This window comes from Enterobacter sp. MGH 4 (assembly GCF_000534735.1).
Taxonomy (GTDB): Bacteria; Pseudomonadota; Gammaproteobacteria; order Enterobacterales; family Enterobacteriaceae; genus Enterobacter; species Enterobacter intestinihominis.
Map to the genome: position 1 here is coordinate 101885 of NZ_KI973289.1, position 24841 is coordinate 126725.

21 protein-coding genes are annotated in these 24841 nt (G+C 56.0%); 10 read left to right on the forward strand and 11 right to left on the reverse strand.

Going from position 1 to position 24841, the window contains the following annotated elements; genetic code table 11:
- Positions 1-43 precede the first annotated feature (43 nt).
- Entirely contained in the window at positions 44-2341 is a 2298-nt protein-coding gene (locus tag L350_RS21595; protein WP_050595053.1) for an EAL domain-containing protein, read from the forward strand.
- Here the strand turns inward: L350_RS21595 and ppx are convergent.
- The 4 genes from ppx to purM all read right to left on the reverse strand — a co-directional run bounded on the left by ppx (position 2289) and on the right by purM (position 7771).
- A complete protein-coding gene (gene ppx / locus L350_RS21590; RefSeq protein WP_003860570.1) occupies positions 2289-3827 on the reverse strand; it encodes an exopolyphosphatase in 1539 nt (512 codons plus the stop codon). The two genes, L350_RS21595 and ppx, sit on opposite strands and share 53 nt — an antisense overlap.
- A gap of 3 nt (positions 3828-3830) precedes the next feature.
- Positions 3831-5891 (reverse strand): polyphosphate kinase 1, encoded by a 2061-nt coding sequence (gene ppk1 / locus L350_RS21585; protein ID WP_032623795.1) that lies wholly within the window; start codon positions 5889-5891, stop codon positions 3831-3833.
- A 204-nt stretch (positions 5892-6095) separates the two neighbouring features.
- Positions 6096-6737 carry a phosphoribosylglycinamide formyltransferase gene (gene purN / locus L350_RS21580; protein ID WP_023300681.1) on the reverse strand — a complete coding sequence of 214 codons (642 nt, stop codon included), beginning with the start codon at positions 6735-6737 and terminating at the stop codon, positions 6096-6098.
- Positions 6734-7771, reverse strand: a complete 1038-nt coding sequence (gene purM, locus L350_RS21575; RefSeq protein ID WP_032623797.1) for a phosphoribosylformylglycinamidine cyclo-ligase — start codon at positions 7769-7771, stop codon at positions 6734-6736. The genes purN and purM overlap by 4 nt, the downstream gene beginning before the upstream one ends.
- A 266-nt stretch (positions 7772-8037) precedes the next feature.
- On the opposite strand from purM, the gene L350_RS21570 reads away from it, so the two are divergent.
- From L350_RS21570 to L350_RS21555, 4 genes are all read left to right on the forward strand, one after another.
- Positions 8038-9468, forward strand: a complete 1431-nt coding sequence (locus L350_RS21570; protein WP_032623799.1) for a 6-phospho-beta-glucosidase — start codon at positions 8038-8040, stop codon at positions 9466-9468.
- A 217-nt stretch (positions 9469-9685) separates the two neighbouring features.
- On the forward strand, positions 9686-10312 hold the full coding sequence (gene upp, locus L350_RS21565) for a uracil phosphoribosyltransferase (protein WP_022648979.1): 627 nt from the start codon (positions 9686-9688) through the stop codon (positions 10310-10312).
- 82 nt (positions 10313-10394) lie between these two features.
- Positions 10395-11684: a uracil permease gene (gene uraA / locus L350_RS21560; RefSeq protein ID WP_022648978.1), complete on the forward strand. Its 1290-nt coding sequence runs from the start codon at positions 10395-10397 to the stop codon at positions 11682-11684.
- Between the two features lie 97 nt (positions 11685-11781).
- Positions 11782-12483, forward strand: coding sequence for a DnaA inactivator Hda (locus L350_RS21555; protein WP_211482948.1), 702 nt, complete (start codon positions 11782-11784; stop codon positions 12481-12483).
- Positions 12484-12559: 76 nt separating this feature from the next.
- On the opposite strand, the gene L350_RS21550 is transcribed toward L350_RS21555, so the two are convergent.
- The 3 genes from L350_RS21550 to celB are packed head-to-tail and all read right to left on the reverse strand — an operon-like array spanning position 12560 to position 16257.
- On the reverse strand, positions 12560-13978 hold the full coding sequence (locus tag L350_RS21550; RefSeq protein ID WP_032623801.1) for a leucyl aminopeptidase family protein: 1419 nt from the start codon (positions 13976-13978) through the stop codon (positions 12560-12562).
- Positions 13978-14934: a glycosylasparaginase gene (locus L350_RS21545; RefSeq protein ID WP_022648976.1), complete on the reverse strand. Its 957-nt coding sequence runs from the start codon at positions 14932-14934 to the stop codon at positions 13978-13980. Before L350_RS21545 ends, L350_RS21550 begins: the two co-directional genes overlap by 1 nt.
- 3 nt (positions 14935-14937) lie before the next feature.
- Positions 14938-16257: a PTS cellobiose transporter subunit IIC gene (celB, locus tag L350_RS21540; RefSeq protein ID WP_032623802.1), complete on the reverse strand. Its 1320-nt coding sequence runs from the start codon at positions 16255-16257 to the stop codon at positions 14938-14940.
- Positions 16258-16404: 147 nt separating this feature from the next.
- Between celB and L350_RS21535 the strand changes: the two genes are divergently transcribed.
- Complete coding sequence (locus L350_RS21535) at positions 16405-17229, forward strand: homeodomain-like domain protein (protein ID WP_032623803.1); 825 nt, start codon at positions 16405-16407, stop codon at positions 17227-17229.
- On the opposite strand, the gene arsC is transcribed toward L350_RS21535, so the two are convergent.
- Together arsC and bepA are read right to left on the reverse strand one after the other, a co-directional pair.
- Positions 17226-17582: an arsenate reductase (glutaredoxin) gene (gene arsC / locus L350_RS21530; protein WP_022648973.1), complete on the reverse strand. Its 357-nt coding sequence runs from the start codon at positions 17580-17582 to the stop codon at positions 17226-17228. The two genes, L350_RS21535 and arsC, sit on opposite strands and share 4 nt — an antisense overlap.
- A 13-nt stretch (positions 17583-17595) precedes the next feature.
- On the reverse strand, positions 17596-19059 hold the full coding sequence (gene bepA, locus L350_RS21525; protein ID WP_003860547.1) for a beta-barrel assembly-enhancing protease: 1464 nt from the start codon (positions 19057-19059) through the stop codon (positions 17596-17598).
- A 220-nt stretch (positions 19060-19279) separates the two neighbouring features.
- On the opposite strand from bepA, the gene L350_RS21520 reads away from it, so the two are divergent.
- Complete coding sequence (locus L350_RS21520) at positions 19280-20344, forward strand: AI-2E family transporter (protein ID WP_003860546.1); 1065 nt, start codon at positions 19280-19282, stop codon at positions 20342-20344.
- Between the two features lie 534 nt (positions 20345-20878).
- Here the strand turns inward: L350_RS21520 and bcp are convergent.
- Both bcp and L350_RS21510 read right to left on the reverse strand, forming a co-directional pair.
- A complete protein-coding gene (gene bcp / locus L350_RS21515; protein WP_022648972.1) occupies positions 20879-21349 on the reverse strand; it encodes a thioredoxin-dependent thiol peroxidase in 471 nt (156 codons plus the stop codon).
- Positions 21349-21918, reverse strand: coding sequence for a glycine cleavage system transcriptional repressor (locus L350_RS21510; RefSeq protein ID WP_000213743.1), 570 nt, complete (start codon positions 21916-21918; stop codon positions 21349-21351). The genes bcp and L350_RS21510 overlap by 1 nt, the downstream gene beginning before the upstream one ends.
- A gap of 145 nt (positions 21919-22063) precedes the next feature.
- Between L350_RS21510 and dapA the strand changes: the two genes are divergently transcribed.
- From dapA to purC, 3 genes are all read left to right on the forward strand, one after another.
- Complete coding sequence (gene dapA, locus L350_RS21505) at positions 22064-22942, forward strand: 4-hydroxy-tetrahydrodipicolinate synthase (protein ID WP_003860542.1); 879 nt, start codon at positions 22064-22066, stop codon at positions 22940-22942.
- Positions 22943-22958: 16 nt separating this feature from the next.
- Positions 22959-23993 (forward strand): outer membrane protein assembly factor BamC, encoded by a 1035-nt coding sequence (gene bamC, locus L350_RS21500; RefSeq protein WP_022648971.1) that lies wholly within the window; start codon positions 22959-22961, stop codon positions 23991-23993.
- Positions 23994-24102: 109 nt separating this feature from the next.
- Positions 24103-24816 carry a phosphoribosylaminoimidazolesuccinocarboxamide synthase gene (gene purC, locus L350_RS21495; protein ID WP_001171626.1) on the forward strand — a complete coding sequence of 238 codons (714 nt, stop codon included), beginning with the start codon at positions 24103-24105 and terminating at the stop codon, positions 24814-24816.
- Positions 24817-24841: the final 25 nt, after the last annotated feature.

The window sequence follows — 24841 nt, forward strand, 5'->3', positions numbered from 1 at the left end:
CTTCATTTACCCTCTGGAGCGCAAGGGTTGTAAACGAGCATCTATGAATATTCACCACATCCTGAAGCAAAATAAAGACCGCTGGTGGGCACTTCCTCTTATATTACCCGTCGTGTTACTCCCGGTGCTTAGTGTGGCTAATACCTTAACGCAGCTGGGCGACGGTATCGTTGCGCTCTATTATCTCCCGCTCTCCTTTCTGCTGACGCTGATGTTGTTCTTTGGCCTGGAAGCCCTTCCCGGAGTGGTGGTGTCGCTGTTTTTACGTTATTACCCGTCCGTTGGGCTGTTTGAAACCGTGACCGGCATTCTGCATTTTATCGTTCCCCTGGTGCTCAGCTGGGGCGGTTACCGCGTGTTTGCGCCCCGACGCAATATGACCGCTTACGGTGACATACGCCTGATGGGGCAACGTATCTTCTGGCAGGTGTTTTGCCCGGCAACGCTTTTTCTGGTGCTATTTCAGTTTGCGGTTTATCTCGGGGTCTATGAGAGCCGCCAGAGCCTTGCAGGATTGAATCCCCTCAATATTCGGACCCTTATTAACTATCAGGGGCTGCTGGTGAGCGGGCTGACGGGTGTGCCGCTAAGCTACCTGCTGATCCGCCTGATACGTCATCCGCGCTATATCAAGGGACTGATGTCCCAGCTCCGCACGCAAATAGACAAAAAGGTGACGGCCGTTGAGTTTGTGGTGTGGTTTTTAGCTCTGGGTGGGTTGCTGGCTATGCTGCTGCTGCCCATGAATGAAAACAGTTCCATTTTCAGCACCAACTACACTTTGTCACTGCTGATGCCCGTGATGCTCTGGGGGGCGATGCGCTTTGGCTACAAGCTAATGTCAATCATCTGGACGCCGGTCCTGCTGGTGTCGATTCACTTTTTTTATCACTACATTCCGGTGCAGGAGGGTTATGGCATTCAGCTGGCGATCACCTCATCCAGCTATCTGGTCTTTTCCTTCGTTGTGACGTATATGTCGATGCTGGCGACACGTCAGCGGACCATCAATATTCGCTCCCGCAGTCAGGCTTTTCTCGATCCGGTGGTGCATATGCCCAACCTGCGGGCGCTGTCGCGAGAGCTGGCCAGTAACCCCTGGTCGGCGCTCTGTTTACTGCGCGTGCCCGAGCTGGAAGTGCTGGGGCGTAATTACGGCGTACTGCTACGGATCCAGTATAAGCAGCAGCTGGCGCAATGGATAAATGGCACCCTTCAGCCAAAAGAGCAAGTCTATCACCTCACCGGATATGACATGGCGGTGCGACTGGAGGCGGAGTCGCATCAACAGCGCATTGAGACGCTGGACGAGCATATTAAGCAGTTTGTTTTTATCTGGGATGGTATGCCGGTGCAGCCTCAGGTTGGCGTGAGCTACTGCTATGTACGCTCACCCGTCAATCACCTCTATCTGGTGCTGGGGGAACTGGGCATCGTGGCTGACCTCTCCCTCTCAACGAATCACCCGGAAAATCTTCAGCAGCGCGGGGCTGTTCACTTGCAGCGTAGCCTGAAAGATAAGGTGGCGATGATGAGCCGTTTGCAGACAGCGCTGGAGCAGAATGCTTTTAGCCTGTTAGTTCAGCCTGTTCGCGGCCTGCGCGGCGATCATTACCACGAAGTGCTGCTGCGAATGCGTGATGATAACGGGGCGCTGATCTTTCCCGAGCAGTTCCTGCCCATAGCACAGGAGTTTGGTTTATCGTCGCGTGTCGATTTATGGGTACTGGAGCGTACGTTGAGTTTCCTGGCACAGCACCGCCAGCGTTTGCCGGGCCAGCGCTTTGCCATCAACCTCGCACCTTCAACCGTCTACCGGGCGCAGTTCCCGCTTGAAGTGAGCCGCCTGTTAGCCAGATATGCCGTTGAAGCATGGCAGCTGATCTTTGAAGTGACCGAAAGTAGCGCCTTTGGTCATGCGGATCTGGCGGCATCCACCCTCAGGCAATTGCAAAAAATGGGAATACGGATCGCCATTGATGATTTTGGCACCGGCTACGCCAGCTATGCGCGGTTAAAAAGCGTGGACGCCGACATTCTCAAAATCGACGGCGGCTTTATTCGCAATATTGTCAGCAACAGCCTGGATTACCAGATCGTGGCATCCATTTGCCATCTGGCCCGGATGAAGAAAATGCTGGTGGTGGCGGAATGTGTGGAAACAGAAGAGATACGTAGCGCGGTGCACGCGCTAGGTATCGATTATGTGCAGGGCTACTTGATTGGGTTGCCAGTTGAGCTTGATACGTTGCTCGAAACACAGCCTTCTCAGGAGAGCGCCTTAGCCGTTACGCTGCCGCCTCAGAACTCTCTTCTTCAATCTTCAACAGCCAGCCGGTGACCGCTTCCCAGTACTGCTGCTCTTTTTCCAGATCCAGCAGCACCAGCGCGTTCTGGCTAAACCAGTCGTGCGGGAAGCTCAGCGTCCAGTGATAGTCATCCGTTTTAAGCTTCAGTGTAGGCGGTGTGGTGGTCGCCTGCCGCTGATTATTGAGCAGCACGCCCAGGCGCAGAAGCTGAATGAGTGGCAGGAACTGCTTTTTCTTAAATAGCGTAAAGCGCGGCAGATCGTCGAGCTTGATGGCTTTGCGGTGATAGCGCACCAGCGTCGCCATCATGGTTTGCTGCTCCTGGTTGAAGCCAGGCAGATCGCTATTTTGCAGAATATAGGCTGAATGACGATGCATTCCGCTGTGGTTAATGTTCAGCCCCACCTCATGCAGCATCGCGGCCCATTTTAACAGCGCGGCCAGCTGCGGATGCGCCAGCTTTGGATTCTGCTCCTCCCACTGCTCGTACATCTGAACCGTGGTTTCCAGCACCCGTTTCGCCTGTTCGCGGTCGATATTGTACTGGTTGGCAAGGCTCTGCGCGGTGCGGCTGCGAATATCCTGGTGACGGAAACGGCCTTCCATCTCATACAGCACACCTTCGCGCAGGGCGCCGTCAGAGAGGCGCAGCTCTTTGATCGCCAGCGCGTCAAACACGCCGCAGAGGATCGCCAGCCCCGGTACGAACACCGCTTTACGCTCGTCGGACAAGCCCGGCAGACTCAGGGCGTCGAAGCTCTTGTGCTTAAGCACCTCTTCGGTGAGTTTCACCAGGCGCTCAGGCGTAATAAACCCGTCCTTTTCACCCATCGCTAGCAGCACTTCATGGGCCGCTTTAATCGACCCCGATGCGCCCAGCGCCACGTTCCAGCCCTGAATACGATACTGCCAGGCCAGATTTTCCAGTTTTTGCACGGCGGCCATGCGCGCGCGCTGGAAGTTTTCGCGGGTGATGACGCCGCCCGGAAAATACATTTGCGCGAAGCTAACGCAGCCCATACGGCGGCTTTCAACCAGACGCGGCTCGAAATCTTCGCCAATCACCAGTTCGGTTGAGCCTCCGCCGATATCAATCACCAGCTTGCGGCCTTTTTCCGGCTGCGTATGCTCCACGCCCATAAAAATCAGGCGCGCTTCTTCGTTACCAGAGATGATCTCAATCGGGTAGGGGATAACCTTTTCCGCGCGCTTAAGAAATTCCGGCGCGTTCAGCGCCTGGCGTAGCGTATGCGTCCCGACGATGCAGACGCTGGACGGCGAAAAGCCTTGCAGACGTTCTGCGAACAGCGACAGGCAGTTAAGCCCGCGCTCCATTGCCTCTTCGCTCAGCATGTTACGCGCGTCGAGCCCATCGGCCAGATGCACGCGCTGCTTCAGACGACCGATGATCTGCATCGCGCCATCCACCTCGCGGGCGATGACCATATGGAAACTGTTTGAGCCAAGATCGACCGCAGCGAACTCCTGCGGGCGTGGGGTATTATCGTTTATTGGCATAGGTTAATCGGGTTGCTCAAGTGATTTGATGTAATCGTAAATCGCCAGCTGCGACCGCACTTTACGGCGATTGCCGCGCGGTACATAGCGATTACTGAGTTCTTTGTCGATATAACGTGCTTTCACCGTATCGCTGAACAGGATCTCGATAATGTCCAGGATACGCTGCTTCAGGCGAGGATCCAGCAGCGGTGCCGCCACTTCAATACGGTAATCAATGTTACGCGTCATCCAGTCGGCGGACGAGAGGTATACGCGCTTATCACCGGCGTTATCGAAAATATAGACGCGATCGTGTTCAAGATAGCGATCCACAATGCTGATCACGCGGATGTTGTCGCTGATGCCTTCCAGTTCCGGAATGAGCGAGCACATGCCGCGAATGAGCAGATTTACCGGAACGCCGGAGCTGGAGGCCGCATACAGGCGATCCACCAGGCCTTTGTCCACCAGATTGTTGAGCTTCAGCGTGATGCCGGACGACAACCCGTTCTGCGCATTGGCAATCTCTTTGTCGATCATATCGTACAGCAGGCGCCGTGAGTTCTGCGGTGACACCAGCAGATAATCGAAGCTCACCGGGCGGTACGGGTTCTCAATGAAGTTGAACACCCGACGCACTTCGTTGGTGATGCGGGCATCGGCAGTCAGCAGCGAATAGTCGGTGTAAATACGCGCGGTTTTCTCGTTAAAGTTCCCGGTACCGATATGGGCGTAGCGCACCACGTCGTCGCCCTCTTTACGGGAGATCAGGAACAACTTGGCGTGAATTTTCAGCCCCGGCGCGGAGAAGATGACGTGCACGCCCGCTTCCGTCAGTCGGCGTGCCCAGTGGATGTTGGCCTCTTCGTCGAAGCGAGCCTGGAGCTCAACCACCACGGTCACTTTCTTGCCGTTGTGCGCCGCGTGGATCATCGCATCGATGATGCGGGAATCTTTCGCCACGCGATAAATGTTGATCTTAATCGCCAGCACGTTCGGATCGAACGAGGCCTGACGCAGCAATTCCAGCACGTGTTCAAAGGTGTGATACGGATAGTAGAGCAGCACATCCCGCTCGCGGATGGCATCGAACCCGTTGCGGAATTTATCGAACCAGATATGGCGCAGGCGCGGCAGCGGTTTGTTTACCAGATTGGCTTTGCCGACGTTCGGGAAGCCAATGAAATCTTTAAAGTTGTGGTAACGCCCACCGGGGATTATGGAGTCGTAGCGGGAGATGGTCAGCTTATCGCGCAGCATCTCCACCATCGCGTCCGGCATATCGCGCTGATAGACAAAACGCACCGGCTCTGCCGTCAGGCGCTGCTTGAGGCTGGAAGACATCAGCTCCATCAGGCTGGCCTCCATCTCATGCACCAGATCGTACTCGGCATCACGGGTCATCTTCATCGAGTAGGCGTTGAGCGCGTCGTAATCGAAGAAACCTTTGAAGATATCGTCCAGACAGTAGCGCAGAATGTTATCCAGCAGGATCATCGGCTTACGTCGGCGCGGGGTTTCCGGCGGCAGATTTACAAAGCGCGGGACTTTATCAGACGGTATTTCCAGCAGCGCGTAGTTAATGGTCTCACCACGAATGATTTCTACCGCCAGATAGGTGTAATCATCTTTCAGGAACTGCACCAGATCGGTTTCACGGTTGATCAGAATCGGGGTGATATGCTGGCGCAGATAGTGTTTGAAATAGTGGCGCAGCCAGTTTTGCTGATTCGCGGAGAGCTGGCGTTCGTTGATCAGGAAGATTTGTTTGCGTGCCATTTCCAGCAGCAGCTCGTTATAGAGGCCATCAAATTCCTGATCGGCTTTCATGACGCGAGACTGGATTTTTCCAAGCAGATGCCGCGAGTGGGAGTTTAAGCCCTGTTCTTCGCTGATGATGATTCGGCGTTTCAGTTCGGCGAAGCGAACCTTGTAGAACTCATCCAGATTGTTGGAATAGATGCCTAAAAAACGCATACGCTCAATCAGCGGGTTGCTTTTATCGGCCGCTTCCTGAAGTACACGTTCGTTGAATGCTAACCAGCTTAGCTCTTTCTCGATATATAACTTTTCCTGACCCATTACAGCTCACACTCCAGTTCAATCACAGGACGTGGTAAATCCGTCTCGTCCTTATTATGGCGAGCATTTCCACGATATGTCCAACAGTGCCAGAAAAGTATGACAGTTATTTTTTTTGTTGGGGATTTTAGGGGGTTGGAGAAGGGGATATCGGGTAATGCAATATGTAGGTCGGGTAAGCGCAGCGCCACCCGACAGAACAAACTACTCTTCAGCCGCATGACCCTGCGGGGGCAACTTCACGCCGTCCAGCCAGGCGGCACCGTCGCGCATCTCAAGACGGCCGTCAACAAACCAGCTTACCACCAGCGGATAAATGGCGTGTTCCTGAGCCTGTACACGTTCCGTCACGTCGTCTTCGTTGTCACCGTCAAAGACCGGTACTTTTGCCTGCAAAATGACCGGACCGCCGTCCAGCTCGTCGGTAACGAAATGCACGGAGGTACCATGCTCCTCATCGCCGTTCTCCAGCACCTGACGATGGGTATGCAGGCCAGGATATTTCGGCAGAAGAGAGGGGTGAATATTCAGCAAACGTCCGTTGTAATGCGCGACGAAGGCCGGGCTCAGGATACGCATGTAGCCCGCCAGCACCACCACGTCAGGCGCGTAGGCGTCAATCTCCTGCACCAGCTCACGGTCAAAGGCTTCACGCCCGGCGAACTGGCTGGCTTCCAGCGCGTGCGCAGGAATGTTCGCTTCCCGCGCGCGCTCAAGGCCGAACGCATCGGCCTTGTTGCTGAATACTGCCCGAATGGTGCCATTGATTTTCTTCTGTTTGCAGGCGTCTATGATTGCCTGCAAATTGCTTCCGTTGCCGGAAATGAGCACCACGATGTTTTTCATTCAATGACCACACGCTGTTCGGAATCGGAAGCTTTAATCGTACCGATTTTCCACGCGTTTTCACCTTTTTCTGTTAGCAGCTTAACCGCTTTATCCGCTTCGCTAGCGGGCAGGGCGATAACCATGCCCACGCCGCAGTTAAAGGTGCGGTACATTTCATGCTCGCTCACGTTGCCTGCGGATTGCAGCCAGTTGAAGACGGGCGGCCACTGCCATGAGGAGGCGTCGATCACCGCCTGGGTATTGTCCGGCAGCACGCGCGGAATGTTTTCCCAGAAGCCGCCGCCGGTAAGGTGAGCGATGGCGTGCACGTCAACGTTCTCAATCAGCTCCAGCACGTTTTTGACGTAGATACGGGTCGGGGCCAGCAGGTGATCGGCCAGCGGTTTGCCGTCCAGCTCGGTGGTCAGCGGGTCGCAACCGCTCACTTCGAGGATCTTACGCACCAGAGAGTAGCCGTTGGAGTGCGGACCGCTGGAGGCCAGCGCAACCAGCACATCGCCGTCAGCCACTTTGCTGCCGTCGATAATTTCTGATTTTTCTACCACGCCGACGCAGAAGCCTGCGACGTCATAATCTTCACCGTGATACATGCCTGGCATTTCAGCGGTTTCACCGCCGACCAGCGCACAGCCGGATTGCAGACAGCCTTCGGCGATACCGTTAATGACGCTGGCTGCGGTATCCACATCCAGCTTGCCGGTCGCGTAGTAATCCAGGAAGAACAGCGGCTCAGCGCCCTGTACCACCAGGTCGTTGACGCACATCGCCACCAGATCAATACCAATCGTATCGTGACGCTTAAGATCCATCGCCAGACGCAGTTTTGTACCGACACCATCCGTACCCGAGACCAGCACAGGTTCACGATATTTTTGCGGCAGCGCGCACAGTGCGCCGAATCCACCCAGGCCACCCATCACTTCCGGGCGGCGGGTTTTTTTCACCACACCTTTGATTCGGTCAACCAGCGCATTACCTGCGTCAATATCAACACCGGCATCTTTGTAGCTGAGAGAAGTTTTGTTGGTCACGGCTTAAATCCCCACGCGATTGCATAGCTAGTAAGAAAAATCGGCGCAATTCTAACAGTCCAGGCAAACGTTTGCGAGCCTATTCTCGGCGCGAGGATCTTTTTTTCTGTGCGGACTGTCCAGGGCAACAAACTTGACTCCGTTCACGAAAATGAAACCGGTTTCGGCGATCTGCTTGCAACGGCTATCCCCTTTGCACATCATCAAAATGAAACCGGTTTCTGTAACTGTTTTTGCAGAAAATAACGCAGAATGAGGGAAAGCGAATGTCAGGATTTAAAGCAGGTTTTCTGTGGGGTGGGGCCGTTGCGGCGCACCAGCTTGAAGGCGGCTGGAAAGAGGGCGGCAAGGGCGTGAGCGTTGCCGATGTCATGACGGCAGGCGCCCACGGGGTACCGCGTGAAATCACCAACGGCGTGCTGGAGGGGAAAAATTACCCAAACCACGAAGCCATCGACTTTTACCACCGCTATAAAGAAGACATCAAACTCTTTGCCGAGATGGGGTTCAAATGCTTCCGCACCTCCATTGCCTGGACGCGTATCTTCCCGAAAGGCGACGAGCTGGAGCCGAACGAAGCGGGACTCAAATTCTATGACGATCTTTTCGACGAGTGCCTGAAGCACGGCATCGAGCCGGTGATCACGCTTTCCCACTTCGAGATGCCTTTCCACCTGGTAACGGAATACGGCGGCTGGCGTAACCGTAAGCTGATCGACTTCTTTGTCCGCTTCGCGAAGGTCGTTTTTGAGCGCTATCAGCATAAAGTGAAGTACTGGATGACCTTTAACGAAATCAATAACCAGGCCAACTTTCATGAAGACTTTGCGCCGTTTACCAACTCCGGGCTGAAATATGCGCCGGGAGAAGATCGCGAGCCGGTGATGTTCCAGGCGGCGCACTATGAGCTGGTGGCCAGCGCCCTGGCGGTGAAAGCGGGGCGTGAGATCAACCCGTCACTGCATATCGGCTGCATGATTGCCATGTGCCCCATCTATCCGCTGACCTGTGCCCCGGACGACATGATGATGGCGATGAACGCCATGCATCGCCGCTACTGGTTCACCGACGTTCACGTGCGCGGCAAGTATCCGCAGCATCTGCTCAACTACTTTGAACGTTGCGGCTTCGCGCTGGATATCACCGAAGAAGATAAAGTGGCGCTGACGCAGGGCTGCGTGGATTACATCGGGTTCAGCTACTACATGTCGTTCGCCACCAAAGCGACGGCGGATAATCCGACGCTGGATTACGACGAGAGCAAGAGCCTGGTTTCTAACCCGTACGTGCAGAAATCGGACTGGGGCTGGCAGATCGATCCTGTCGGGCTGCGCTACTCTCTGAACTGGTTCTGGGATCACTATCAGCTGCCGCTGTTTATTGTGGAAAACGGCTTTGGCGCGATCGACGTGCAGGAGAGCGACGGCACGGTGAACGACCAGTACCGCATCGACTACCTTTCCGCCCACATCCGCGAGATGAAAAAAGCGGTGGTGGAAGACGGCGTAGATCTGATGGGCTATACCCCGTGGGGCTGTATCGACCTGGTCTCTGCCGGCACTGGCGAGATGAAGAAACGCTACGGTTTTATCTTTGTCGATAAAGATAACGAAGGTAACGGCACGCTGAACCGCAGCAAGAAGAAATCGTTCGACTGGTATAAGCAGGTGATTGCGAGCAACGGCGATAACCTGTAATTGTCGGGTGGCGCTAACGCTTACCCGACCTACACTACACGTAGGCCCGCGTAAGCGCAGCGCCGCCGGGCAAGACCCCGCACCCAAACCGGAGCCCAGCCTCCGGCTTTTTTGTTTTTGATTGATGTACATCAAGCAACATGGGTATGGCGCAATCCGAAAAAAGCGGTATAATCCCGCGATTTTTTTGCGGATGCCACCTCAGAGGAGAAAGAGAATGAAGATTGTGGAAGTGAAACACCCACTCGTTAAACACAAGTTGGGCCTGATGCGTGAGCATGACATCAGCACGAAGCGTTTTCGCGAACTGGCTTCTGAAGTGGGTAGCCTGCTGACCTACGAAGCGACCTCTGATCTGGAAACGGAAAAAGTGACCATCGAAGGCTGGAACGGCCCGGTACAGGTTGAGCAGATCAAAGGTAAAAAAATTACCGTGGTGCCAATCCTGCGTGCGGGTCTGGGTATGATGGAAGGCGTGCTGGAGCACGTCCCAAGCGCGCGTATCAGCGTGGTGGGTATCTACCGTAACGAAGAGACGCTTGAGCCGGTCCCATACTTCCAGAAGCTGGTCTCTAACATTGATGAGCGTATGGCGCTGGTTGTTGACCCGATGCTGGCGACCGGTGGTTCGATGATCGCCACCATTGACCTGCTGAAACAAGCAGGCTGCAGCAGCATCAAAGTGCTGGTGCTGGTCGCGGCGCCGGAAGGTATCGCGGCGCTGGAAAAAGCGCACCCGGACGTTGAACTCTATACCGCGTCTGTCGACCAGGGACTGAACGAGCACGGGTACATTATCCCGGGGCTCGGCGATGCCGGCGATAAGATTTTTGGGACTAAATAATCGAATAACGATAAAGAAGCCGACTTTGATAGTCGGCTTTTTTTTGAATAAAAACCAACAATGACACTCAGAGGAAAACACTATGACGCGCCGTGCTATCGGGGTGAGTGAAAGACCGCCGCTTTTACAGACAATCCCGCTTAGTTTGCAGCACCTGTTCGCCATGTTTGGCGCAACCGTGCTGGTGCCAATCCTGTTTCACATTAACCCGGCTACCGTGCTGCTGTTTAACGGCATCGGTACGCTGCTTTACCTCTTCATCTGTAAAGGCAAAATCCCGGCCTATCTCGGGTCGAGCTTCGCGTTTATCTCCCCGGTACTGCTGTTGCTGCCGCTGGGTTACGAGGTCGCGCTGGGCGGCTTTATCATGTGCGGCGTGCTGTTCTGCCTGGTCTCCTTCATCGTGAAGAAAGCGGGTACCGGCTGGCTGGACGTGATGTTCCCGCCTGCGGCAATGGGGGCAATCGTTGCCGTCATCGGCCTGGAACTGGCGGGTGTCGCGGCGAACATGGCTGGGCTGCTGCCTGCGGACGGTCAGTCACCGGATTCTAAAACCATTATTATTTCGCTGGTGACGCTGGGCGTGACGGTTTTCGGTTCCGTCCTGTTCCGCGGCTTTATGGCGATTATCCCGATCCTGATCGGCGTGCTGGCGGGTTACGCGCTCTCCTTCGTGATGGGCGTTGTGGATACCACACCGATTGCCGAGGCACACTGGTTCGCGCTGCCGACCTTCTACACCCCACGCTTCGAATGGTTTGCTATCTTCACCATTCTGCCTGCTGCACTGGTGGTGATTGCTGAGCACGTTGGCCACCTGGTGGTGACGGCGAACATCGTGAAGCGTGACCTGATCCGCGACCCGGGCCTGCATCGCTCCATGTTTGCCAACGGTTTCTCCACCATCATCTCCGGTTTCTTCGGCTCCACGCCAAACACGACTTACGGGGAGAACATCGGCGTAATGGCGATCACCCGCGTCTACAGCACCTGGGTTATCGGCGGCGCGGCGATCATCGCTATTCTGCTCTCCTGCGTCGGCAAACTGGCGGCGGCGATCCAGATTATCCCGGTTCCGGTGATGGGCGGCGTTTCCCTGCTGCTTTACGGGGTGATCGGTGCGTCCGGTATTCGCGTGCTGATTGAATCCAAAGTGGATTACAGCAAGGCGCAGAACCTGATCCTGACCTCCGTTATCCTGATCATCGGCGTGAGCGGCGCGAAGGTGCACATCGGCGCGGCAGAGCTGAAGGGGATGGCGCTGGCGACCATCGTCGGCGTGGGCCTGAGCCTGATTTTCAAGCTGATCTCGGTCATTCGTCCGGAAGAAGAAATCCTGGACGCTGACGATAGCGAAAAAGCACCACATTGATCCTTTAACCGGGCGGACGATCCGCCCGGTTCTCTCCTTGCTGGTTCCGTGTTAAACTCCATTCCGATTTTATGTAAGATCTCTGGTTGAGGTATTTCTGAACGGACCGGCACAGCTCTCTTTGCCACTTTATCTCCCTGACGACGAAACTTTCGCGAGTTTCTGGCCGGGTGATAACCCCTCTTTACTGGCTGCACTGCAAAACGTGCTGCGCCAGGAACACAGCGGATACATCTATATCTGGTCACGCGAAGGCGCGGGACGCAGCCACCTGCTGCATGCCGCCTGTGCGGAACTTTCGGCGCGCGGTGACGCGGTAGGCTATGTGCCGCTGGATAAACGCACCTGGTTTGTGCCTGAAGTGCTGGAGGGCATGGAACATCTCTCCCTGGTCTGCATCGATAATATTGAATGCGTGGCGGGAGACGAGCCGTGGGAAATGGCGATCTTTAACCTCTACAACCGCATTCTGGAGTCGGGCAAAACCCGGCTGCTGATCACCGGTGATCGTCCGCCGCGTCAGCTCAATCTGGGGCTGCCGGATCTGGCGTCTCGTCTGGACTGGGGGCAAATCTACAAGCTGCAACCGCTGTCGGATGAAGACAAACTCCAGGCACTTCAGTTGCGCGCCAGACTGCGCGGATTTGAACTGCCGGAAGACGTAGGGCGCTTCCTGCTCAAGCGTCTGGATCGGGAGATGCGCACGCTCTTTGATACGCTCGATCAGCTCGATCGCGCCTCCATCACCGCCCAGCGCAAGCTGACCATTCCGTTTGTGAAAGATATTCTTAAGCTGTAGTTATGCCGGGTGGCGGCTGCGCCTTACCCGGCCTACATATGGCACCCGTAGGCCCGGTAAGCGCAGCGCCACCGGGCTAAAGATCCCCCATCAGGTGCTCAACCAGCAGCGGAATCGGTCTTCCCGACGCCACGCTTCTGCCGTTCTCACGCCACAGCGCCGTCCCGCTGATATCCAGATGTGCCCATGGGATCGCCGGCGGACAGAAGTGATGCAGCAGCCACGCCGCCGAGGCGCTTATCGCCGCATTGTTAGTCGGCGTATTGCACAGATCGGCAATCGCGCTGTCGGTCTGCTTTTTCAGCCGTGCGTCCAGCGGCAGAGACCACACCTCGTCACCGCTCCGTTTACCTGCCTGCGTCAACGCGGCGCGCAGCGGTTCATCCTGGGTCATCAGCCCGCTCAGCTCATACCCCAGCGCTTTCACCACTGCGCCCGTTAAAGTCGCCATATCAATGATGTAGCGGGCCTGCGGGTACCGCTGGCTGGCCCAGGCAATGGCGTCAGCCAGCACCAGCCGGCCCTCGGCATCGGTATTATTGATTTCAACGGTGGTGCCGTTACAGGCTGTTGCCACCGTGCCGGGCTGCATGGCGTCGGGGCCGATGGCGTTTTCCGCCAGCGCCAGCACGCCCATGATGCGCACGGGTAATTTCAGCTCCGCAACGGTCAGCATCAGCCCCAGTACGTTGGCCGCGCCGCACATGTCATATTTCATGGTGTACATGCCCGCGCCTTCCTTCAGCCACAGGCCGCCGGTGTCAAAGGTAATGCCTTTTCCCACGTAGCAGCGCATCGGGCCGTCGTTGGCACCATCATAATGAATAGCCAGCAGACGCGGCGGGCAGGTCGCCCCTTTGCCAACGGCGTGCAGCAGTCCAAGACCCTGCTCAGCAATATCTTTTTCGTTCAGCACCTCGCAGCGCAGGGCAGGGCTGGCGGCACACAGTTTTTGCGCCTCTTCCACCACAAACTGCGGCGTGCAGCGGTCGGACGGCATATCCGCCAGACGTCGCGCCGCGATCATGCCGAGCGCAATGGCCTGCTGCTGGCGGAAGGTCGTCTCCAGCTTCGCCTGCTGTTCCGGCAGGCAGAGGGCAGTGATGCAGGTAAGACGCACCGCTTCGTCCGTCTTCTTCAGCTTCAGGTCACTGAGCCTGTGCGCCTGATTAAAGAGAAAACGCAGCACCTGCGCCAGCACCACATCGTCGATATCCGTCACGTCCAGCACGAGTTCGGCGCTGGCGGGGGCGGTAAGCAGCGGTCGCAGGGCGGTGAGCAACCCTTCGGTCAGGGCGTCATGCCATAGCGCGTCCGGCAACAGAGTAATGCGCGCAAACGGCGCGCAGCCAAAGCGCGCGTCCGCGACGGTGCTCTGCTGGCGCATTTCAGCGATAAGAGCGCTTTCCGGTAACAGGGAACTGTCAGCGCGCGCAATCAAATGGCTGTTCGGCTTCGCGTCTGAAAGCGCGTTGATAAACTGGTAAGTGATCATCATGATTCCTCAATCGGCGCGCGGATCCGTGCGGCATAGGCTTGCATCCACTCCTCATCTACCGCGTGATAGTGCGTTTTCTCCCGCAGGCGTTCAGTACGAAAAACGGTGAGGGGCTGGCGAGCCGTCGCCACCACGAACGAGAAGGTTTTTATGTTAGTCGCGGCGCCAAATTCGCCCTGGTTGTTCATGCACACCACGGAGAGATCGCCCGCGCGGCCAAAGCGCGACATCAGCTTGTCTTCCAGTTCGAATACGACTGAATCCGCCGCCTGCTGCGGCGTCATCCCTTGCGCCATCCGGCGAACGATTTCGTAGCTGGTACAGCCCTTCATCAGGTCTTCACCGACGCCTGTGGCGGTGGCCGCGCCGGTTTCGCTGTCGCAGTAAAAGCCGGAGCCGATGATGGGTGAGTCACCGAGGCGACCACGTTTTTTCATAAACAGGCCACTGGTGGAGGTGGCGACGCTCATCGAACCCTGTTTATCAAGGCCAATGATGCCGACGGTGTCATGTCCGTCGTAGGGGCTTAACCCCTTATCCAGCGTTTCGCGGCAGCGCTTGCGGTAGTGCTGCATGGCGCGATCCGTGAGCATGGTTTTGTCGGCAAAGCCCTGGCTCAGCGCCCATTCGCGCGCGCCCTGGCCGACCAGCAGGCTGTTATAGCGTTGACGGCTGAGCGCGTGCGCCACGCGCACCGGGTTGGCGATATCCACCAGATTCCCCACGGCGCCGAACGCCAGCGTGTCGCCGTCCATATAGGCCGCGTCCAGCTCCACCTCGCCGTTTTCGGTCGGCAGGCCACCGTAGCCGACGGATTTATACAGCGGAAAGTCTTCCACGGCAGCGACGGCATCGACCACCGCCGAAGCGACCGGTTTTCCCGCCGCCAGGGCAGACGCGGATTCCGTTACCCCTTCAAGTGCCATTCGCCAGGTTGCGATAATTCCCCACATGCTTTACTCCTGTTTTGCAAGGGTGGTGTCGGGTTGCGTAGCGGTAGTCAGCTCCGCGGCGCGGTACTGTTTATCCACGATACGCATGAAAGGCAGGTACAGCATGGCGCCAATCAGCAGGTTGATCAGCTGCATCACGCTGCCGCTCAGGTGCCCGGTGACGATAAAGCCGCTGATAACCGGCGGCAGCGTCCAGGGAATAAACACCCCGGTGGTGACGGCGACCGCGCCAATTTTCATCGCCGCATACTGCACGGTGACCAGCACCAGCGGCACCAGATTAAACGGGATGAGCATGATCGGGTTCATGATCACCGGCAGGCCAAACAGGATCGGTTCGTTGATGTTAAATACCGAGGCTCCTGCGCCGAGGCGCGCCACTTCTCGCATGTTTTTGCTGCGGGCGAAAATCAACATCGCAATCACCAGCGACAGCGTGGCCCCCGCGCCGCCCATCCAGATCATGTCAAAAAACTGTTCGGTGATAATGTGCGGCGGTGTCGTTCCCGCCTGGATCGCGGCGATGTTGTCGGTCTGGTTTTCCATCCACAGTGGACGAATAATGCCGTTGATCATCGAACCTGAGTTAATGCCAACTGACCACAGAATGGTGATGCTGAATACGGTCATCAGCGCACCGAAATAAGAGGTACCGTAGTGGCGCACCGGGGTGGCAACCACTTCATAAATAAACTGGTGGATGGTGTGGTAGTGGGTGTTTTCAAATATGATGCGGATAATAAGCACCAGAATCATCACCAGCAGGGCCGGGATCAGCGCCGCGAACGACTCCTGCACCGCCGGAGGTACGCCGTCCGGCATTTTAATGACCAGCTTTTTGCGCTTCAGCCAGCAGAACAGTTCCGTCCACAGCAGGGAACCGATCATCGCCACAAACAACCCTTTGCTGCCAATCCACTCCACCGGCATCACGGTAATGCCGCCGTTTTCCGCCACTTTGATAAAGGGCGTCAGGATCAGGAAGGCGACCAGCGCCAGGATGCCGCAGGAGACGCGGTCCTCGCCATAGTGCTCAGCCAGGCGGTAGGCCACCAGGAAGCTGATAAACAGCGACATGGTTGAGAATACCGCGTTGAATGGAATCTCTATAATCGCACTCCAGCTCTCACCAAAGGCCTGAGACATAAACTGCTGATAGGCCTGATTCGGGAAGGAGGAGATCACCAGCAGGATGGAGCCGACGATGATAAACGGCATGAATGAAACGTAGGCCCCACGAATGGCCCCAAGATGACGCTGCTGGGCCGTTTTCGCCGCCAGCGGCATCAGTTTTGCTTCAAGAAATCCCAGAACATTGTTCATTGTGAACTCCGTACAAGATTGAGAGGTGTTGTTTATGTTATGTCTGTGGATTATCAGTGAAGCGCGGCGAGCGAAAGGTGAAATCGGTCACAAAGCATTCGCTGTTATACTATAAATCTCATAAGATTAGTTGCGGAGAGAGACGCGATGGAAATCAAACTGCATGCTAACGCCACCACCACACCGCGTATCCGTCGCTATCTTCAGCAGTCAGATAAAAGCGACAGAGAGCTAGCTGTTGAACTGGGGATCTCGGTCACCACCGTCAGGCGCTGGCGCAACCGCGACCAGGTTTCGGATAACCACACAACGCCAAAAGTGATACACAAAGCATTGAGACAAGAGCAGGCGGCACTGATAAATGCCCTGCGGGATATCACTGGGGCACCGCTGGATGAACTGCTGCTGCTGGTGAATGACGGACTCGGGATCGCCGTTTCCCGCGCGACCCTGAACCGCTACCTCAAACCGGCTTCGGTAAGACAAAAGGGGGCGTCGTTGCAGGGCAAAAAGGCGCTGAAGGCCGGTATCATGCCGCAGAAGCTACTTCTGCATCATCAGCCGCTATCGCTGCATATGGACGACGGTGGGGAGCAACACCTGCTCTGGGCGCGTGAACCCGTCAGCGGCTGGTGCTACGCCCGGCTTTATGCCGGTGTCTCGCCGCAGTTGCTGACCCGCTGGACGAACGAGGTGCTGGCTGCCTGTCCGGCTGATATTCAATCTATTGAGACTTTTGGGCTAGAAGTGAACTTGCCGGAGCATAACGTCATCGTAAAAGTGCATTCACAGTATTATCTTGCCCTTCAGGTCGCCGTGCCGTTACGTGAGATCATTCCGCGCGTGAATAGTGAACCGGCGGGAGAGCTGTTGATCCAGCTGTGTGAATTTTTCAACCGGGGAAAAGCGCAGAAAAAGCTGGGGGAGAGTACGCCGCAGGCGTTTCTGGAAGCGCTGCGGCGTAACGATTAGACGATCCCGAGTACGTCTTCCGGCGGACGGCCGATACGCGCCTTGCCGTTCGCCACGACAATCGGGCGCTCAATCAGCTTAGGATTGTCGACCATCGCCTGAATCAGCCGATCTTCAGTGAGACTGGTATCGTTCAGATTGAGCGATTTATACAGATCTTCTTTCTGACGCATCAGCTCGCGTGCGCTGCCCATGTTCAGCATCTTCAGCAGCTGGCGGATCGTCTGCGCGTCCGGGGGCGTCTCCAGATACAACACCACTTCCGGATCGATGTCGTTAGACTTCAGCAGATTCAGAGTCTCGCGGCTCTTGGAGCAGCGAGGGTTATGGTAAATTTTTACCGCGTCTGTCATGACTTCTCCTTTATTACATCTTCTCGTACGGCTTAAAGCGTTGTTGCAGGCCACGCAGCTGGTCGATTCGCGCATCGTAGCGGGCCTGTTGCAGGCTGCCGAGCTTCACCTGTGAGCTGGCGCTGCTTAGCAGGGATATGGCCTGATCGAGGCGCCCCGCCAGCGCCAGACCTTCCGCACGCGCGGCCAGCTCCTGATCGCGATTACCCAGTTGCCCCTGGGCCTGGGCGAGCAGCTCCCAGCCGTTCTGGTCATCTTTATTGTTAAAGGTATAGCGGTTCAGAATGGTCACCGCCTCGCCGGGCTGGCCGCCCTGTAAGTAGGCGTTCGCCAGGTTTAGCTGCAATACCGGATTGTTGCGAATGTCTTTCGCCCCTTTCAGACGGTTGATCGCATCGGTCGCTTTTTTCTGTCCTAAATCGATATCGGTTGCGAGGTCGAGATACCACGGATTGTCAGGCGCCGACGCCAGCAGCGGCTGTAGCGCTTTACGCGCTTCATCGTACTTGCTGGCCTCCATCGCCTGGAGTGCCTGACCATACTGCGCGGCGTTCTTCTCGCGCACGTTGCCTTTCGCCAGCGCGTCCAGCAGATCGCTGGTGAGCTGATTACGTCCGGAGTTGTACATGCCAAGCGTTCTCACTTTGGCCATGTAGAAATCCTGCGAGGACTGCACGACGACGGGACGCATCTGGTTAGCACGGTTACGCGCATCCGAGAGACGGCTTTCCGGCAACGGGTGGGTCAACAGAATTTCAGGCGGGCGCGACGAGTAGCGTGCCTGGTCGAGCAGTTTTTCCAGGAAGCTCGGCATGGCCTGCGGGTCAAAGCCGGAACGCTGTAAAACCTGAATGCCGATGCGGTCTGCTTCCTGCTCGTTCTGCTGGGTAAAGCTGATCATCCCCTGACGCGTTCCCGCCAGCGTCCCGGTAAGCGCCGCCATCCCGGCCTGCGGGCTGGCCATCGCCAGCAGAATAGAGCCCAGCGCGCCCACCCAGGTCAGGGGGGCGTTACGCTTCTGATCTTCCATCGCACGCGCCAGATGGCGCTGGGTGACGTGCGAAATTTCGTGCGCCATGACGGACGCCAGCTGGCTTTCGTTATCGGAATAACGGAACAACGCCGAATGCAGCACCACGTTCCCGCCAAAGAAGGCGAAGGCGTTGATTTCGTCGTTATTGATTAAATAGAAGTGGAAGGGCGTTTTTACCGAGTCTGCGTGCGCCACCAGTCGCATCCCCAGACCGTTGATGTACTGCACCAGCAAAGGGTCGTTAATCAGCGGAGCACTGCCGCGCAGCTGGCGTACGTAATAATCACCCATCTGCATCTCCTGCCCGATGGAGAGCGTGCTTCCTGCCGTGGTGCCCATGTCCGGCAATGAATCGGACGAGTCAGCGAAAGCGGGCAACACCTGACCCACCGTCACGGCGGCAATCAGTGTCGCAACCAGTGTTTTTCTCAACTGCCTGAACATAACCACTGTCCTGTATGTTGGATGTGCTAATTTGACCGATGAACCCGCATAACGTTCATCTCCGCTGCTCTGCGAGTGTAGCCGTGTTAAGAGATGAAGAAAATCCCATTCATCAGGGTTTTGCGAAACCTGACAGTGAAACAAAAAGGAAAGTCTTTTTTGTGACAGTTAGATACAATTCACCGTCTCACTCCCGCCATTCGATTCAGGGAAGGGTTGTATGCTCGAAATGTTAATGCAGTGGTATCGGCGTCGGTTTAGCGATCCGGAAGCCATTGCTTTGCTGGTCATTCTGGTTGCCGGATTCGGTATCCTGTTCTTCTTTAGTGGCCTGTTGGCACCGCTTCTGGTGGCAATTGTGCTGGCGTATCTGCTGGAGTGGCCCACCGCGCGTCTGGAACATATCGGCTGTTCCCGTCGCTGGGCGACCAGCATTGTCCTGGTGTTGTTTGTCGGCATTCTGCTGCTGATGTCCTTCGTGGTGATGCCCATCGCCTGGCAACAGGGGATCTACCTGATCCGCGACATGCCCGGCATGCTGAATAAACTGTCTGATTTTGCCGCCACGCTGCCGCGCCGCTATCCTGCGCTGATGGACGCCGGGATCATCGATGCGATGGCCGAAAACATGCGCGCCCGCATCATGACCATGGGTGACTCGGTGGTGAAATACTCTCTGGCCTCGCTGGTGGGGTTGCTGACGCTGGCGGTTTACCTTGTTCTCGTGCCGCTAATGGTGTTTTTCCTGGTCAAAGATAAAGAGCAGATGCTGAATGCGGTGCGCCGCGTGCTGCCGCGCAATCGCGGTCTCGCAGGACAGGTCTGGCAGGAGATGAACCAGCAAATCACCAACTATATTCGCGGCAAAGTGCTGGAGATGATTGTGGTGGGCGTGGCGACCTGGATTGGCTTCGTGATTTTCGGGCTGAACTACTCGCTGCTGCTGGCGGTGTTGGTCGGATTCTCGGTTCTGATCCCGTATATCGGCGCGTTTGTGGTGACCATTCCGGTAGTCGGTGTGGCGCTGTTCCAGTTTGGTCTGGGTACGGAGTTCTGGAGCTGTTTCGCCGTATACCTGATTATTCAGGGACTGGACGGGAACCTGCTGGTACCGGTGCTGTTCTCAGAAGCAGTTAACCTGCATCCGCTGGTGATTATCCTGTCAGTGGTGATTTTCGGCGGGCTGTGGGGATTCTGGGGCGTGTTCTTCGCCATTCCGCTGGCGACGCTGATTAAAGCCGTGGTCCACGCGTGGCCGGATGTGCCGGCGGTGGAAGAGAAGTAGATTTAGTGCGGGCTGATGCCCTCACCCCAACCCTCTCCCACGGGTCTGAGGGATCCCCAGTAATTTTTTTATGCAGAAGCAATAAAGTTGCTTTCTAAATGACTGAGGGCTGTCAGCGATGCTCTGGTCCGGCTGTAAATCGCTGAGGCGTTTGCCTTCCGGCCGGGGCGAGGCGCAGGGATGCGCCGAGAGGGCGGCTTTACAGGGACGTTGCCTCCGCCCGTACCCGATAAGCCGGAAGGAATAAGCCGAGGGCACCGCGAAGCGGCGATTTACCGCCGGGAGCCCGGGTCGCCAGGGTGGTGGCGACTGAGCCACCCTGGCACGTTCACCGGTCATATCGTTACAGAGTAGCAAGGAACATAAAGTGAACGGAATGACCACCACCGCCGTATGTTCCCCTCACCCTAACCCTCTCCCCGGAGGGGCGAGGGGATTGCTCAGTGCTCGCATTAATTTGTGGGGAACCCTCAGCCCACGGGGAGAGGGGGCAAACACTAAAAACGGCAACCTGGGTTGCCGTTTTGCTGTTTATCAGGCGCTTTGTTTCAGCCAGTTCAACACCACGTCGTGGTGGTTGCTGGTTTTGAAATCATCAAACACGTGCTCAACTTTACCGTCAGCGTCAATCAGGAAGCTGATGCGGTGAATACCGTCGTACGTTTTGCCCATAAAGGACTTCTCACCCCAGACGCCAAACTGCTCGCAAACCTGGTGGTCTTCATCGGAAAGCAGCGTGAAGTTCAGCAGCTCTTTTTCCGCAAAACGTGACAGCTTTTCTGGTTTATCGGTGCTGATGCCCAGCACTTCCACACCGACCTTTTTCAACTCATCCATGTTGTCGCGTAAACCGCAGGCCTGTACGGTACAGCCCGGGGTCATGGCTTTCGGGTAGAAATAGACCAGAACACGCTGTCCCTGGAAGTCGGTCAAATTTACTTGCTCGCCGTCTTGATCCGGTAAGCTAAATTTCGGTGCGATATCACCGGCTTTCAGTGGGTTCATTACTCAACTCCATCCTGTTCGTGCTGCGAATAATCGACGACGCTTATACTGCCTTGCGCGTGTAATTCTGTACAGAGGGCTTTGAACGCTTGCTCGATATTTGACGCATCCTGCGAGGCAGGGCTGTGGGCGGTAATTTGAATAAACAGCGTCGGGATGGCGTTTTCATCGCCAGGCTGCGTGCGGGAAACCAGTTCGGCAATGTTCATCTGATGGCTGTCAAACAGTGCCGTAAAACGTTCAATCAGATGAGGTGAATCAGGCACTTCAACCTGTACCCAGACTGTGGCAGGCAGAGCCGGACGCGGGCGCGCGGTGGTGCGCTTCATCACAATCAGTAAATCCAGCTCTGCGCCTTTCAGCGGCAGGGTAGATTCGATGAGGGTAATGGCATTCCATGTTCCGGAAAGCAGCATGATGAACGTGAACTCTTCGCCGAGCATAGCCAGCCGGCTATCTTCGATATTGCAGCCGCAGCTGCTCACGTGGCGAGTGATGGTATTCACGATACCCGGCCTGTCAGCACCCAGCGCAGTGATAACCAGGTAATGTTGTGATGAGGTTGTCAAACCTGTTCTTCCTTTGCGTGGTTAAGTCTTCCTAAGGAAAGCATAAAAAAAACATGCATACAACCGCCTGAGAGCCTCAGGTCGCTTGCTTTTATTACAGTTCCAAACGTAACATTGAGGCTCTTGTTCGCACAGAGGATGGCTCATGTTCACGGGAAGTATTGTCGCGCTTGTTACACCGATGGATGAAAAAGGTAATGTCTGCCGGTCAAGCATGAAGAAGCTCATTGATTACCATGTCGCCAATGGAACCTCGGCGATCGTTTCGGTAGGGACTACCGGTGAATCCGCCACGCTGAGCCACGAAGAGCACGGCGACGTTGTGATGCTGACCCTGGAACTGGCGGACGGGCGTATTCCGGTCATCGCGGGTACGGGCGCAAACGCAACGGCAGAGGCCATTAGCCTGACTCAGCGTTTTAACGACAGCGGCATTGTTGGCTGTCTGACGGTGACCCCTTACTACAACCGCCCAACTCAGGAAGGTTTGTTCCAGCATTTCAAAGCCATCGCTGAACATACTGACTTGCCACAAATTCTGTATAATGTGCCGTCCCGTACCGGTTGCGATATGCTGCCGGAAACCGTTGGCCGTCTCTCGAAAGTAAAAAATATTATCGGGATTAAAGAGGCGACAGGGAACTTAAGCCGCGTTCATCAGATCAAAGAGCTGGTTTCAGACGACTTTATCCTGTTGAGCGGTGATGATGCGACCGCACTGGACTTTATGCAGCTCGGTGGTAACGGCGTTATTTCCGTGACGGCGAACGTGGCGGCGCGTGATATGGCTGACATGTGCAAACTGGCCGCAGCCGGTCACTTTGATGAAGCTCGCGTGATTAATCAGCGTCTGATGCCGTTGCATAATAAATTATTTGTCGAACCCAATCCGATCCCAGTGAAATGGGCATGTAAGGAGTTGGGGCTTGTAGCAACCGACACGCTGCGTCTGCCAATGACACCGATTACCGACCATGGTCGTGAAATTGTCGCTGGCGCGCTGAAGCATGCCGGTTTGCTGTAAAGTTTAGGGAGATTTGATGGCTTATTCAGTACAGAAGTCGCGCCTGGCCAAGGTTGCGGGTGTTTCGCTTGTTATGCTCCTCGCTGCCTGTAGTTCAGACTCGCGCTACAAGCGCCAGGTGAGCGGTGATGAATCCTATCTGGATGCGCCGCCGCTTGCTGAACTTCACGCGCCTGCCGGCATGATCCTGCCGATCCAGAACGGTGATTATAATATTCCGGTTACCAACGGCAGCGGCCTGGTGGGTAAAGCGCTCGATATTCGTCCGCCAGCTCAGCCTCTGGCGCTGGTGAGTGGCGCGCGCACGCAGTTCACCGGTGATACAGCTTCTCTGCTGGTGGAAAGCGCACGCGGTACCACGCTGTGGCCGCAGGTTGTGAGCGTCATTCAGTCGAAAAACTATACGATTGATAAACGCGACGACGCCAGCCAGACCTTAACCACCGACTGGATTGAGTGGAACCGTCTCGATGAAGACCAGCAGTATCGTGGTCGTTATCAAGTCTCCGTTAAGCCGCAGGGTTATCAGCAGGCGGTTACCGTTAAGCTGTTGAATCTTGAGCAGGCAGGTAAACCGGTTGCCGATCCGTCCGCCATGCAGCGCTACAGTACCGAAATGCTGAACGTGATTGCAGCGGGTCTGGATAAGAACGCTGCTGATGCCGCAAACGCCGCGCAGAACCGTAACGGCTCAACGTTTGACGTGCAGAGCGGTGCAGACGATACCGGCCTGCCAATGCTGGTGGTGCGTGCGCCGTTTAACCAGACCTGGCAGCGTCTGCCAGCCACGCTGGAAAAAGTGGGCATGAAGGTGACCGACAGCACCCGTTCAACGGGCAGCATCACAGCGACCTATAAGCCGCTGTCTGAAAGTGCCTGGCAGGAGCTGGGGGCAAGCGATCCACAGTTGCCTTCCGGTGACTACAAAATCCAGGTCGGCGACCTCGATAACCGCAGCAGCCTGCAGTTTATCGATCCGAAAGGACACACGCTGACCCAGGCGCAGAACGATGCGCTGGTCGCTGCCTTCCAGGCCGCATTCAGCAAATAATAGTGAGGGCTGGTTAATCCAGCCCTTTTTATTTTCGTGCCACGCAAACGTGTGCGTGGCATAATATGGCCAGTTTTGAATACAAATCATCACACCAGGAGTAATGAAGATGCAGAAGCAAGCTGAGTTGTATCGTGGCAAAGCGAAAACCGTATACAGCACGGAAAACCCGGATCTGTTGGTGCTCGAATTCCGCAATGATACGTCAGCAGGAGACGGCGCACGCATTGAGCAGTTCGATCGTAAGGGCATGGTGAACAACAAGTTCAACCACTTCATTATGACCAAACTGGCCGAAGCCGGTATCCCGACTCAGATGGAAGCGTTGTTGTCCGATACGGAATGTCTGGTAAAAAAACTGGATATGGTGCCGGTTGAGTGCGTGATCCGTAACCGTGCCGCAGGCTCCCTGGTGAAGCGTTTGGGCATTGAAGAGGGTATCGAACTGAATCCACCGCTGTTCGATCTGTTCCTGAAAAACGACGCCATGCATGACCCGATGGTCAACGAATCCTACTGCGAAACCTTCGGCTGGGTCAGCAAAGAGAACCTGGCGCGCATGCAGGAACTGACCTACAAAGCCAACGACGTGCTGAAAAAGCTGTTTGATGACGCGGGCCTGATCCTGGTCGACTTCAAGCTGGAGTTCGGTCTGTACAAAGGCGAAGTGGTGCTGGGCGACGAGTTCTCTCCTGACGGCAGCCGCCTGTGGGACAAAGAGACGCTGGATAAAATGGACAAAGACCGTTTCCGCCAGAGTCTGGGTGGCGTGGTCGAAGCGTACGAAGCGGTTGCTCACCGTTTAGGCGTTAAGCTCGACTAAACTGCGCATTTGCCAAAGGATGTTG

Coding starts and splice junctions, on each gene's coding strand:
- celB (WP_032623802.1), bottom strand. CDS start 16,257: ATGAACAATGTTCTGGGATTTCTTGAAGCAAAACTGATGCCGCTGGCG.
- L350_RS21535 (WP_032623803.1), top strand. CDS start 16,405: ATGGAAATCAAACTGCATGCTAACGCCACCACCACACCGCGTATCCGT.
- dapA (WP_003860542.1), top strand. CDS start 22,064: ATGTTCACGGGAAGTATTGTCGCGCTTGTTACACCGATGGATGAAAAA.
- upp (WP_022648979.1), top strand. CDS start 9,686: ATGAAGATTGTGGAAGTGAAACACCCACTCGTTAAACACAAGTTGGGC.
- L350_RS21550 (WP_032623801.1), bottom strand. CDS start 13,978: ATGATCACTTACCAGTTTATCAACGCGCTTTCAGACGCGAAGCCGAAC.
- L350_RS21570 (WP_032623799.1), top strand. CDS start 8,038: ATGTCAGGATTTAAAGCAGGTTTTCTGTGGGGTGGGGCCGTTGCGGCG.
- bcp (WP_022648972.1), bottom strand. CDS start 21,349: ATGAACCCACTGAAAGCCGGTGATATCGCACCGAAATTTAGCTTACCG.
- L350_RS21595 (WP_050595053.1), top strand. CDS start 44: ATGAATATTCACCACATCCTGAAGCAAAATAAAGACCGCTGGTGGGCA.
- purC (WP_001171626.1), top strand. CDS start 24,103: ATGCAGAAGCAAGCTGAGTTGTATCGTGGCAAAGCGAAAACCGTATAC.
- ppx (WP_003860570.1), bottom strand. CDS start 3,827: ATGCCAATAAACGATAATACCCCACGCCCGCAGGAGTTCGCTGCGGTC.
- L350_RS21520 (WP_003860546.1), top strand. CDS start 19,280: ATGCTCGAAATGTTAATGCAGTGGTATCGGCGTCGGTTTAGCGATCCG.
- bamC (WP_022648971.1), top strand. CDS start 22,959: ATGGCTTATTCAGTACAGAAGTCGCGCCTGGCCAAGGTTGCGGGTGTT.
- arsC (WP_022648973.1), bottom strand. CDS start 17,582: ATGACAGACGCGGTAAAAATTTACCATAACCCTCGCTGCTCCAAGAGC.
- uraA (WP_022648978.1), top strand. CDS start 10,395: ATGACGCGCCGTGCTATCGGGGTGAGTGAAAGACCGCCGCTTTTACAG.
- bepA (WP_003860547.1), bottom strand. CDS start 19,059: ATGTTCAGGCAGTTGAGAAAAACACTGGTTGCGACACTGATTGCCGCC.
- ppk1 (WP_032623795.1), bottom strand. CDS start 5,891: ATGGGTCAGGAAAAGTTATATATCGAGAAAGAGCTAAGCTGGTTAGCA.
- L350_RS21545 (WP_022648976.1), bottom strand. CDS start 14,934: ATGTGGGGAATTATCGCAACCTGGCGAATGGCACTTGAAGGGGTAACG.
- purN (WP_023300681.1), bottom strand. CDS start 6,737: ATGAAAAACATCGTGGTGCTCATTTCCGGCAACGGAAGCAATTTGCAG.